The following is a 12,186-nucleotide window of genomic DNA, read 5'->3' on the forward strand; positions in this document are numbered from 1 at the left end:
GACCACCCGCCCGGCGTCCAGCAGCAGGCTCGCCAGCAGCACCCGCTGCTGCCCCGCGGGCACCCGCAGTTCGCCACCGCCGGGCGCCCGCACCTCGACCGGGCCGAGCACCCGGAACTCCACGGCCGCCATTCCCGACCCTTCCCACCGCGTTCGCGTGCACGATTGTGCCGACCTGTGCCTGCCCGGCCCCCTCCGGGGGCCGGCGTCCGCCGGCTCCTGATCCGTAGACGCCGGGGGAGCCACACGTCATCGTCGCCCGCACGTGATCCCGGACACGCCCCGGCAGTGACGAGCCTCACGTTCGGTACGAGGCCGGCCCCCGCCCCCCGCCCGATCCCCGCGCTGACGCCCGGAAGAGGGGGCCGGAACCGCCGCGGGGCCGGTCACCTCGCTCGGCCGGTTCGGATCCAGACGGGTTACAGTGTCTTTGTGCGTGGTGACGGACGACTCAGCCACGACCTGCTTCCCGGAGAGAAGGGCCCCCAGGACGCCTGCGGCGTCTTCGGCGTCTGGGCCCCGGGCGAGGAGGTCGCCAAGCTCACCTACTTCGGACTGTATGCACTGCAGCACCGGGGACAGGAGTCCGCGGGTATCGCGGTGAGCAACGGTTCTCAGATCCTCGTCTTCAAGGACATGGGCCTGGTCTCGCAGGTCTTCGACGAAACCTCTCTCGGCTCCCTCCAGGGCCACATCGCCGTGGGGCACGCCCGCTACTCGACCACCGGTGCCTCCGTGTGGGAGAACGCGCAGCCCACCTTCCGGGCCACCCCCCACGGGTCGCTCGCGCTCGGCCACAACGGCAACCTCGTCAACACCGCCGAGCTGTCCGAGATGGTCGCCGCGCTGCCCCCGGACGGCGGGTCGCGCAGCGGCAGGGCGGCGGCGACCAACGACACCGACCTCGTGACCGCGCTGCTCGCGGGGCAGGTCGACGGCGACGGCAAGTCGCTGACCGTGGAGGAGGCCGCGCCGCTGGTGCTGCCGCGGGCCAAGGGCGCGTTCAGCCTCGTCTTCATGGACGAGCAGACGCTCTACGCGGCCCGCGACCCCCAGGGCATCCGCCCGCTGGTGCTCGGCCGGCTGGACCGCGGCTGGGTGGTGGCGTCGGAGAGCGCCGGGCTCGACATCGTCGGCGCCAGCTTCATCCGCGAGGTGGAGCCCGGCGAGCTGATCGCGATCGACGAGAACGGCCTGCGCGCCAGTCGCTTTGCCGAGGCAAAGCCCAAGGGGTGTGTCTTCGAGTACGTGTACCTGGCCCGGCCCGACACCGAGATCGCCGGCCGGAACGTGTACCTCTCCCGCGTCGAGATGGGCCGCCAGCTCGCCGCGGAAGCCCCCGCCGACGCCGACCTGGTGATACCCACACCGGAGTCCGGCACCCCCGCCGCCATCGGGTACGCGGAGGCCAGCGGCATTCCGTACGGGGCCGGGCTGGTCAAGAACAGCTACGTGGGCCGGACCTTCATCCAGCCCTCCCAGACCATCCGCCAGCTCGGCATCCGCTTGAAGCTGAACCCTCTCAAGGAGGTCATCGGCGGCAAGCGCCTCGTCGTCGTGGACGACTCCATCGTCCGCGGCAACACGCAGCGCGCGCTCGTACGGATGCTCCGCGAGGCCGGCGCCGCCGAGGTGCACGTGCGCATCTCGTCGCCGCCCATCAAGTGGCCGTGCTTCTTCGGCATCGACTTCGCCACCCGCGCCGAGCTGATCGCCAACGGCATGTCGGTCGAGGAGATCTGCCAGTCGCTGGGCGCGGACTCGCTCGCGTACATCTCCACCGACCGCATGATCGAGGCCACCGGCATCCCCAAGAACGACCTCTGCCGCGCCTGCTTCGACGGCGAGTACCCGATGGACCTGCCTGACCCGGAGCTGCTGGGCAAGCACCTGCTGGAGAACGAGGTCGCCGGCGGGCGCGACGCCGCCGACGCCCTGCGCCGCCCGTAGCGCAGGCCCCAGGCCCCCTTCCGCCCCATCCCACCCCAGACCCCAGGTGAACGACCCGGAGGACCCCAACGCCATGTCCGGTGCCAGCCAGCCCCCCGCCCCCGCCGCCTCCTACGCGGCGGCGGGCGTCGACATCGAGGCCGGTGACCGCGCCGTCGAGCTGATGAAGGAGTGGGTGAAGAAGACCCGGCGCCCGGAGTCGGTCGGCGCGCTCGGCGGCTTCGCCGGCCTCTTCGACGCCTCCGTGCTCAAGCGCTACGAGCGCCCGCTCCTCGCCTCGGCGACCGACGGCGTCGGGACGAAGGTCGCGGTCGCGCAGCGCATGGACGTGCACGACACGATCGGCCACGACCTGGTCGCCATGGTCGTGGACGACCTGGTCGTCACGGGCGCGGAGCCGCTGTTCATGACGGACTACATCTGCGTCGGCAAGGTGGTCCCGGAGCGGGTCGCGGCGATCGTCAAGGGCATCGCCGAGGGCTGCGTGCTGGCCGGTTGCGCGCTGGTCGGCGGCGAGACGGCGGAGCACCCCGGGCTGCTGGGCCCGGACGAGTACGACGTGGCCGGCGCGGGCACGGGCGTCGTCGAGGCGGACGCGGTGCTGGGCGCCGATCGCATCCGTACGGGTGACGCGGTCGTCGCGATGGCCTCCTCGGGCCTCCACTCCAACGGGTACTCGCTGGTACGGCACGTCCTGCTGGACCGCGCCGGCTGGGCGCTGGACCGGGCGGTGCCGGAGTTCGGCCGCACCCTGGGCGAGGAGCTGCTGGAGCCGACGAAGATCTACTCGCTGGACTGCCTCGCGCTGCTGCGCGCTACCGAGGTGCACGCCTTCTCGCACGTCACGGGCGGCGGCCTCGCCAGCAACCTGGCCCGGGTGGTGCCGGACGGGCTGCGCGCGGTCGTCGACCGCACGACGTGGGCGCCGGGCGCCGTCTTCGACGTGGTCGGGGAGGTGGGCCGGGTCGAGCGGGCGGAGCTGGAGCGGACGCTGAACATGGGCGTCGGCATGGTCGCCGTCGTGCCGCAGGCGTCGGTGGACGTCGCGCTGGCGCTGCTCGCGGACCGCGGGGTCGACGCCTGGGTCGCCGGCGAGGTCCGCGGGCAGGACGGGGCGGGGGCGGGTGATGTCGAGCTTACGGGGGACTATGCCCGCTGAGTCCGCCGCCGGCGGCCCGTACCGCGGTCCCTGCGGCGGCATGCGCGCCGGGATGCGCGGAGGCAGCACGTACCGCGTCCGCGGCCCGGAACATGCGTGTCCGCGCGCCTACGGACCCGTACGCCGCCGGCCTCCCGCGCCCGGCAGCCGGTTCCCGGCAGCAAAACCGGCAGCAAAAAGGGCCCGTCCGGGGATGCCCCCGAGCCGAGCTCCGATTTGCTGCCTGCGGATCAGGCCCCGCGACGCTGCTCCGACGAGCCGGCCGAGTCCTCGCCGTCCTCGTCGTCCTCATCCTCGTACAGCTCCGCGTAGCGTGCGTACAGGTCGTCGTCGGGCGACTCTTCCTCGACTTGCTGCTGCTGCTGCTGCTGTTGTTGCTGCTGTTGCTGTTGACCGTTCGACGGCGGATTCGCCGTCGAAGCGCCCAGCTCTTCGGCAAGGCGTGAGAGGTCAGTCCCACCGCTGCTGTACTTCAGCTGGCGGGCGACCTTCGTCTGCTTGGCCTTGGCCCGGCCGCGCCCCATGGGTCGACCCCCTCAAACGACGGGGCTCGATGGCCCCAGAGTCTGATACGCGTTCATGATCGGATGCGGACCCTCGGTGAAGAGGGACCGTCCATCGGGGTTCAACGGTACCTGTTTCTGCACCCTGACGGTACGTCGCTGGCAGCACAGGCCCCGCCGCCGATCCCGATGAGGCCCGCGTCCCCGCTGGTCAAGACCCGATTCTATCGTCTGACGAGGAGCGACCCGCCGCGCGGTGGTGACATGCGTTACGTGACGTCGCCTCTTTGCCATGGTGAACGTTCTCACCGGTCTCGCCCGCCCCGGCGTGCGCGGGGCGGGCCGAGGGCGGGCGAGGGGTAGGCGAAGGGCGGGCGCAGGGGCGTACGGCGCTCAGCCGCGGCGCCTGGCCTCCGCCATGCGCTGCTCCGCGATCCGGTCCGCCGCCACCGCCGGGGGTACGCCGTCGGACGCCGCCCGGTGGAATATCTCCACCGTCGTGTCGAAGATCCGGGCGGCCTTCGCCCGCGCCCGGACCATGTCGAAGCCGTGCAGCTCGTCGGCGACCTGGATGACCCCGCCCGCGTTGACCACGTAGTCGGGGGCGTAGAGGATGCCGCGGTCGGCCAGGTCCTTCTCCACGCCCGGGTGCGCGAGCTGGTTGTTCGCCGCGCCGCAGACGGCCTTCGCGGCGAGGACCGGCACCGTGTCGTCGCCGAGCGCCCCGCCCAGCGCGCACGGCGCGTACACGTCCAGCGGCTCGCGGATGAGCGCGTCCGTGTCCGCGACGACCGCCACGCCGGGGTGCGCGGCCCGTACGCGCGCGACCGACTCCTCGCGCACGTCGGTGATCACCACCTCCGCGCCGTCCCCGACCAGGTGCTCCACGAGGATGTGCCCCACCTTGCCGACCCCGGCGACGCCGACCCGCCGCCCGCGCAGCGACGGCGTGCCCCACAGGTGCTCGGCCACCGCGCGCATGCCCTGGAAGACGCCGAACGACGTCAGCACCGAGGAGTCGCCGCAGCCGCCGTTCTCGGGGGAGCGGCCGGTGGTCCACCGGTTCGTACGGGCGACCACGTCCATGTCCTGGACGTACGTGCCGACGTCGCACGCCGTGACGTAGCGCCCGCCGAGCGAGGCGACGAAGCGGCCGTAGGCGAGCAGCAGGTCCTCGGTCTTCACCTTGTCCGGGTCCCCGATGATCACGGCCTTGCCGCCGCCGTGGTCGAGGCCGGCCATCGCGTTCTTGTACGACATGCCGCGGGAGAGGTTCAGCGCGTCCAGGACCGCGGCCTGCTCGGGGTCGCCGGCGGCGGCGTAGGAGTGGAAGCGGGTGCCGCCGAGGGCCGGGCCCAGGGCGGTGGAGTGGATGGCGATGACGGCCTTGAGGCCGGTCTCGCGGTCCTGGCAGAGGACAACCTGTTCATGTCCGCCCTGATCGGAGCGGAAGAGTGTGGAGAGAACGTCGGTCACGGTGGTGACTCCGGTTTGGTCGCGGGCTGCTGCCCTCCAGGGGTGGGGAGGGCAGGTAGTGGCTCAAGCGTAGAGCGGCGCCCGCCTCCCGGACCCCCGGCGGGGTCTCGGGTCCCCAGGAGGCGTCCCCCCGGAGGACTCAGCACCATAGTCTGCGGGAGACTCGGATACGTACGTGGGAGAGGGGAGAGGGCGTGGCCGTGGTGTCGTCACTGGTGATCCCGTATGCGACGTATCTGCGCGTGTACGAGCCGCTGGCCGCCTTCCCCGAGCCCGAACGCACCCACTGGTACCGCTACGCCGCCCGCGAGGCCGCCCCCACCAGCCAGGACGAGCTGCTCCGGGCGCTCGCCGGGCTGGCCGGCACCCCGCCGACGGCGGCCCCGGCGCACGAGAGCGGCGACGCCTTCGTCACCGAGGTGGACGGCGTGACGTGCGTCTGCCCCTGGCGCACCCGGCTGCGCAGCTGGCTGGCGCTGGACGAGCTGGTCGAAGAGCTGCCCAGGCCGGTGCTGGAGGCGGCGCTGCCCGAGGTCGTACGGGAACAGGCGCTTGCCGATCACGCGCGCTGGCGGGTGGACAACCCGGACGCCCGGCCGTGGATCAGGTCCGCGGTGTGGACGGTCCCGATGCGCTGGTTCGTGCTCTTCTCCGACGAGGAGCGGGAGTACGAGACGGGCGCGCGCACCCTGCTGCGCTACCGCACGCCCATGGTGCAGGCCCGGCGCCGGGTGGCGCGCGGGCTGAAGGCGCTGCGCGACGCGGTCGGGCAGGCGCCGCTCGTCGAGGGCCTGGTGGACGTCGGAAAGTGGCTGGAAGAGTTCCATCCGCGGTCGCTCGTGGAGCTGGACTACGGCGGGCTCGTCCACGTGCTGCCCAAGGAGCACCTGGCGGAGGACCGGTCCGCGGCGGAGGTCGCGGAGGGCATCGCGGCGCTGGCGGCGGGGGACGAGGAGCGGGCCGGGCGGGCGTACCAGCGGCTGACGGACCGCTGGGGCGTGGTGCGCGAGCGGCAGTTCGCCAGCTAGGCCCTGTCTGACAAATGGCGCCGTCCGCCCTCTGGGCGGGCGTCGCGGCGTCTGGTGCGTGCGATCGCAAGGCGGAGGGTCGACCGCATAGTGGGCCTATTCGGTCGATCCCGACAACGCAGCGAGCGTGCGTGCCAGGCGTCGCGACGCAGGCGGGATTTGTCAGATAGGGCCTGGCGCGTACGGGGCGCCCGTGGGCGCGTACGGGCGGGGCGGCCGGGCGCCGTGTCGGCAAGGGTCCGGACAAGCGCTCACTAGTGCGACGAACAATTCCGGACTAGTGTCCCGCCATGCCCCGGCACGGAAGGGGCCGTTCGGTCCCTGCCCCTGGGGACCTTGGTCCCGGACGAAGGTCCCGAACCAGGCTATTTGGTCAAGCGTGACGGAAAGCACGTACCTGGGTCTTGCCGTCACCGCGTAGCCTGGGTGACGATATAGGGCAAGGAGTCCAGATGGGGTATGTTCCGTCCAACTTAGGGTGGAATGCCGAGCATTGATCCTCTCGTGGGAGACCTTGTGGCCCCTGGTGGTGCTGTGACTGATCGTCACGAAGGTGTGACTGTCCGCTATGGCACGGTCCAGCGGGATCCGTCGAGGTTGAACACCTCAGAGGGCAATTCCATCGGTTTGGCCGACGCCGCTGGACAGATGGTGTAGTTGTAGTGCCGAGGACAAGCCGTTCGTCCTATTACCGACTCGACCCCCGTTGGCCATATCGGTCAACGAGGGTCAAGGTGCAGAATTTAGAGGAAAGAACCGAGAAGGTTCGGTTCTCCCGAGGAGGCCGCTCATGACCGCTCGCACCCCTGACGCCGAGCCGCTGCTGACCCCCGCCGAGGTAGCCACGATGTTCCGCGTTGACCCGAAGACGGTCACGCGCTGGGCGAAGGCCGGCAAGCTCACGTCTATCCGCACGCTCGGCGGGCATCGCCGCTATCGCGAGGCGGAGGTCCGCGCACTGCTGGCGGGCATTCCGCAGCAGCGCAGCGAGGCCTGACCACACGCGTCGCCGGGGTCGGCCGGGACCCCCTAGCCCGGCTCACACCCCTCGCACCACAAGCGACGCAGCATCGTCGATCGCGCTGGACTCCGCCGGGTCCAGCGCGATTTGTCGCACGGCCCCCGGTGGCCGCCCTCCCCGGGGCGACCGCCGGGGGCTGTTCGCGTACGCGACGTCCGGAAGTATCGGTGCCCGTCCGGGCATGGGTGCAATGGCATATACAAAATTGACCTGACCTAAGGGGGGCGTAAATCCCCCTGTTTCGAAATTGGTTGAGTGATCCCCGTCACAGTCAGGACGGCTTGCGGCGCCGCGGCCGCTGCGATATTGACCCCCCGTCAACTCCTGCCCTACGCCTGGAGCGTTGCCCCGTCCGGCTCGGTCGTGTCGTTCGCATCCCCGACGTCGGGTGGCGCGGACTCCATCGCCAGCCGCAGCAGCCGGCTGCAGACGGCGCAGTGGGGGGTGAGGTGCCCGTACGACGACGCGGCGGAGAGGTGGGCGCGCAGAAGGGCCTTCGTCTCGTGCCGCACGGTCGTCGTCATAGCCCTTGAGTACCCAGTGACCGGACGCCCGTCAAGGAAACGTGCAGCCGGTCTAGACCGCGTACCAGCGTGAATGCGTCACGGGAGAGACGGAAAGCCTCCGCCGTGACGACGGAGGCTGAGGGGAATGAGAATTGCCGTGCGGTCCTGACGGGATTTGCTGCGTCTGTCTGTGGCTCCGCCGCGGGCGCGGCCTCGGACACGGCCGCTCGAAAACTGTGCGGTCCTGACGGGATTTGAACCCGCGGCCTCCACCTTGACAGGGTGGCGAGCACTCCAAACTGCTCCACAGGACCTTGCTTGCGCGAACGCGCGTGCCCGACTCTACAGCAGCTCAGGCCCCCGGTCGAACCGGTTGCCGCGGCTCACCGCCCCGGCGGGACCAGCGCGTCGACCGCCTTCACGATCCGCTTGTCGGAGACCGGATACGCCGTGCCCAGCGCATGCGCGAAGTAGCTGACCCGCAGCTCCTCGATCATCCACCGCACGTCCCGCACCGCCCGCGGCACCGGCCGCCCCCGCGGCTGCTGCTCCAGCAGCCACGCGTACTCGTCCTGCATCTCCTTGACCTTCGCCATCCGCGCCCGGTCCCGCTCCGCGTGCGCGGGGAGCTGCTGGAGCCGGCGGTCCGCCGCGACGAGGTACCGCAGCAGGTCCGGCAGCCGGCCCGCGCCGTGCTCGGTGACGAAGCCGGGCTTGACCAGCCACGCCAGCTGCTCGCGCACGTCCACCGCGGACTCGGTCAGCACGGGGCTCTTGACCGTCCGCAGCCGCCCCTCGCAGGCGTGCCAGGCCGCCAGCACCTCCTGCACCTGCCGGATGGTCTGCATCGTCGCGTCGACGATGTCGGCCCGTACGGAGTCGAAGAGCTTGCGGAAGCCCTCCTCGTCCCACACGGGCCCGCCGCGGGCCGCGATGAGCCGGTCCGCGGAGGCGGTGACGCAGTCCTCGAAGAGGGCCTGTACGCCGCCGTGAGGGGTGCGGGAGAGGGCCAGCTTCGCCTGGTTGGACAGCGTGCTGTTGGCGAACTTGGCGGGGTTGGACGGGAGTTGGAGCAGGATCAGGCGGCGGGTGCCGGCCCACATGGCGGCCGCCTGCTCCGCCTCCGTGTCGTACAGCCGCACGGCGACGGTCTCGCCCTCGTCCACGAGCGCCGGGTACGCCTTGACGGTGTGGCCGCCGCGGCGGGTCTCGAAGGTGCGCGGGAGGGTGCCGACGGTCCAGGAGGTGAGGCCGGTGCGGCGCTCCAGCGCGGGCCCGCCTGCGGCGCTCTCCGCGCCGTCGCCGCGGGCGCTCTTCCCGCCGCCTCTCCCGGCGCTCTTCCCCGCGCTCTTCCCGCCGCCCGACGCCTCGTCGAACGCGCGCGTGATGGCCGCCTGCGTCTTGGGCTTCAGCCGCAGCCGCAGCTCCTCCAGGTCCTTCGACTCCGCCAGCTGCCGCCGCCGCTCGTCGGTCACCCGGAACGTGATCCTCAGGTGGTCCGGCACCTTGCCCCAGTCGAAGTCCTCCGCCGCGACCGGCACCCCCACCATCCGCTGCAGCTCCCGTGCCAGCGCGGTGGTCAGCGGCTCCTGTACGGGCACGGCGCGCTCCAGGAACGCCTTGGCGTAGTTCGGCGCCGGCACGTAGTTGCGCCGGATCGGCTTCGGCAGCGAGCGGATCAGCTCGGTGACCACGTCCTCGCGCAGCCCCGGGATCTGCCAGTCGAAGCCGTCCGGGACCACCTGGTTGAGGATCTGCAGCGGTACGTGCACGGTGACGCCGTCCGCGTCCGTGCCCGGCTCGAACTGGTACGTCACCCGCAGCTTCAGCTCGCCCTGCCACCAGGAGTCCGGGTAGTCGTCCTTGGTGACGCCCTCCGCCCGCTCGTTGATGAGCATCGACTTCTCGAAGTTGAGCAGCTCCGGCTCTTCGCGCTGCTGCTTCTTCCACCAGGAGTCGAAGTGCGCCCCGGACACGACGTCCTCGGGCACGCGCTGGTCGTAGAAGTCGAAGAGGGTCTCGTCGTCCACGAGGATGTCGCGGCGGCGCGCCCGGTGCTCCAGCTCCTCGACCTCGGTGAGGAGGCGGCGGTTGGCGGCGAAGAACTTGTGGTGCGTGCGCCAGTCGCCCTCGACCAGCGCGTGCCGGATGAACAGGTCGCGGCACGTCTCGGGGTCGATGCGGCCGTAGTTGACCGAGCGCCGGGCCACCAGCGGCACGCCGTACAGGGTGACGCGTTCGTACGCCATGACCGCGGCCTGGTCCTTCTCCCAGTGCGGCTCGCTGTACGTGCGCTTGACCAGGTGCTGCGCCAGCGGCTCGACCCACTCGGGCTCGACCTTCGCGTTGACCCGCGCCCACAGGCGGGAGGTCTCCACCAGCTCGGCCGACATGATCCAGCGCGGCGGCTTCTTGAAGAGCGCGGAGCCGGGGAACACGGCGAACTTCGCGCTGCGCGCGCCCAGATACTCGTTCTTCGCATCGGCGTCCTTCAGCCCGATATGGCTGAGCAGCCCCGCCAGCAGCGACTGGTGGACCACCTCGGGCGCCGCGTCCTGGTCGGCGGGGTGGATGTCCATGCCGCGGGCGATGGTGCGCAGTTGCGAGTAGATGTCCTGCCACTCGCGTATGCGCAGGTAGTTGAGGAACTCGCGCTTGCACATGCGGCGGAACGCGGACGAGGAGAGCGCCTTCTGCTGCTCGCGCACGTACGTCCACAGGTTGAGGAACGTCACGAAGTCGCTGGACTCGTCGCGGAAGCGGGCGTGGTGCTGGTCGGCCTGCTGCTGCTTGTCGGCGGGCCGCTCGCGCGGGTCCTGGATGGACAGCGCGGAGGCGATGACCATGACCTCGCGTACGCAGCCGTTGCGCTCGGCCTCCAGCACCATGCGGGCCAGCCGCGGGTCGACGGGCAGCTGGGCGAGCTTGCGGCCGGTCCGGGTGAGGCGCTGCCCCGTGCTCCCTCCGGGGGCCTTCTCCTTCATGTCGAGCGCCTGCAGCTCTTCGAGGAGCTGGACGCCCGCCTTGATGTTGCGGCTGTCCGGCGGGTCGATGAAGGGGAACTTCTCGATGTCGCCGAGGCCGGCGGCGGTCATCTGGAGGATGACGGACGCCAGATTCGTACGGAGGATCTCGGCGTCGGTGAACTCCGGGCGGGCGAGGAAGTCCTCCTCCGCGTACAGCCGGATGCAGATGCCGTCGGCGAGCCGGCCGCAGCGGCCCTTGCGCTGGTTGGCGCTGGCCTGCGAGATGGGCTCGATGGGCAGGCGCTGGACCTTGGTGCGGTGGCTGTAGCGGGAGATGCGGGCGAAGCCGGTGTCGATGACGTACCGGATGCCGGGGACGGTCAGCGACGTCTCGGCGACGTTCGTCGCCAGCACGACCCGTCTGGCTGGTTGTCCCTGCGGGGCGGTCCGCTGGAAGACGCGGTGCTGCTCGGCGTGCGACAGGCGGGCGTAGAGGGGGAGGACCTCGGTGTTGCGGAGCTTCTGCTTGGCGAGCGCGTCCGCGGTGTCGCGGATCTCGCGCTCGCCGGAGAGGAAGACGAGGATGTCGCCGGAGCCGCCGCCCTCGGCCTGCAGCTCGTCGACGGCGTCGCAGATGGCGGTGATCTGGTCCCGGTCGGTGTCGGTCTCGTCGCCCTCCTCCGCGAGCGGCCGGTAGCGCACCTCCACCGGGTACGTACGCCCGCTGACCTCGACGATCGGGGCGTCGCCGAAGTGCCGGGAGAAGCGCTGCGGGTCGATGGTCGCGGAGGTGATGACGACCTTGAGGTCGGGGCGGCGGGGGAGGAGGCGGGCGAGGTAGCCGAGGAGGAAGTCGATGTTCAGGCTGCGCTCGTGCGCCTCGTCGATGATGATCGTGTCGTACTGGCGCAGCTCGCGGTCCGTCTGGATCTCGGCGAGCAGGATGCCGTCGGTCATGAGCTTGACGAGGGTGTCGCCGCCGACCTGGTCGGTGAAGCGGACCTTCCACCCGACGGCCTCGCCGAGCGGGGTGTGCAGCTCCTCGGCGACGCGCTCGGCCACCGTGCGGGCGGCGATGCGGCGGGGCTGCGTATGGCCGATGAGGCCGCGGACGCCGCGGCCCAGCTCCAGGCAGATCTTGGGGATCTGGGTCGTCTTGCCGGACCCGGTCTCGCCCGCGACGATCACGACCTGGTGGTCGCGTATGGCCGCGAGGATGTCGTCCTTCTTCTGGCTGACCGGCAGTTCCTGCGGATACGACACGGGGGGCACCGCGGCGCGGCGGCGCTCGGCGGTCAGCTCCGCGGCGTCGACCGCGGCGGCGATCTCCGCGAGCACGGCCGCCCGCGCCTCCGGCTTGCGCACGCGGCGGGCGCCGTCGAGGCGGCGGCCGAGCCGCTGCTCGTCGCGGAGCGTGAGAGCGGACAGGCGGGCGCCGAGGTCGGCGAGGCTGGGGGTGGCGGAAGTGGACATACGGACTCAAGGATCTCACCCGGGCGGGGGCGTCGGCGAATCATTTCGGCAGAGGTTCAGAGAGGGCAAAAGCCGTAAATCACACTAAGCTGGTCGTCTGTGAC

At 71.2% G+C, this 12,186-nt stretch carries 8 protein-coding genes and 1 tRNA gene; 4 read left to right on the forward strand and 5 right to left on the reverse strand.

Features of this window, described 5'->3' with window-relative positions; translation table 11 throughout:
• Positions 1-432: 432 nt before the first annotated feature.
• Positions 433-1,950 carry an amidophosphoribosyltransferase gene (purF, locus tag H5J30_RS07045; RefSeq protein ID WP_181786293.1) on the forward strand — a complete coding sequence of 506 codons (1,518 nt, stop codon included), beginning with the start codon at positions 433-435 and terminating at the stop codon, positions 1,948-1,950.
• A 73-nt stretch (positions 1,951-2,023) separates the two neighbouring features.
• A complete protein-coding gene (purM, locus tag H5J30_RS07050) occupies positions 2,024-3,109 on the forward strand; it encodes a phosphoribosylformylglycinamidine cyclo-ligase (protein ID WP_181786294.1) in 1,086 nt (361 codons plus the stop codon).
• Positions 3,110-3,339: 230 nt separating this feature from the next.
• Here the strand turns inward: purM and H5J30_RS07055 are convergent, their stop codons facing one another.
• Positions 3,340-3,633, reverse strand: a complete 294-nt coding sequence (locus tag H5J30_RS07055) for a DUF3073 domain-containing protein (RefSeq protein WP_181786295.1) — start codon at positions 3,631-3,633, stop codon at positions 3,340-3,342.
• Positions 3,634-4,005: 372 nt separating this feature from the next.
• Positions 4,006-5,088 (reverse strand): Leu/Phe/Val dehydrogenase, encoded by a 1,083-nt coding sequence (locus tag H5J30_RS07060; protein ID WP_181786296.1) that lies wholly within the window; start codon positions 5,086-5,088, stop codon positions 4,006-4,008.
• Positions 5,089-5,282: 194 nt separating this feature from the next.
• Between H5J30_RS07060 and H5J30_RS07065 the strand changes: the two genes are divergently transcribed.
• Positions 5,283-6,116 (forward strand): DUF8083 family protein, encoded by an 834-nt coding sequence (locus tag H5J30_RS07065; protein WP_181786297.1) that lies wholly within the window; start codon positions 5,283-5,285, stop codon positions 6,114-6,116.
• Between the two features lie 790 nt (positions 6,117-6,906).
• On the forward strand, positions 6,907-7,113 hold the full coding sequence (gene bldC, locus H5J30_RS07070) for a developmental transcriptional regulator BldC (RefSeq protein WP_003949541.1): 207 nt from the start codon (positions 6,907-6,909) through the stop codon (positions 7,111-7,113).
• A 353-nt stretch (positions 7,114-7,466) separates the two neighbouring features.
• On the opposite strand, the gene H5J30_RS07075 is transcribed toward bldC, so the two are convergent.
• The 3 genes from H5J30_RS07075 to hrpA all read right to left on the reverse strand — a co-directional run bounded on the left by H5J30_RS07075 (position 7,467) and on the right by hrpA (position 12,082).
• Positions 7,467-7,661 carry a DUF6274 family protein gene (locus H5J30_RS07075; RefSeq protein WP_181786298.1) on the reverse strand — a complete coding sequence of 65 codons (195 nt, stop codon included), beginning with the start codon at positions 7,659-7,661 and terminating at the stop codon, positions 7,467-7,469.
• Between the two features lie 221 nt (positions 7,662-7,882).
• Positions 7,883-7,957: transfer RNA gene (locus tag H5J30_RS07080), tRNA-Asp, on the reverse strand.
• 69 nt (positions 7,958-8,026) lie between these two features.
• A complete protein-coding gene (gene hrpA, locus H5J30_RS07085; RefSeq protein WP_181786299.1) occupies positions 8,027-12,082 on the reverse strand; it encodes an ATP-dependent RNA helicase HrpA in 4,056 nt (1,351 codons plus the stop codon).
• Positions 12,083-12,186 lie beyond the last annotated feature (104 nt).

This window comes from Streptomyces phytophilus (assembly GCF_013870535.1).
GTDB classification, from domain to species: Bacteria; Actinomycetota; Actinomycetes; order Streptomycetales; family Streptomycetaceae; genus Streptomyces; species Streptomyces phytophilus.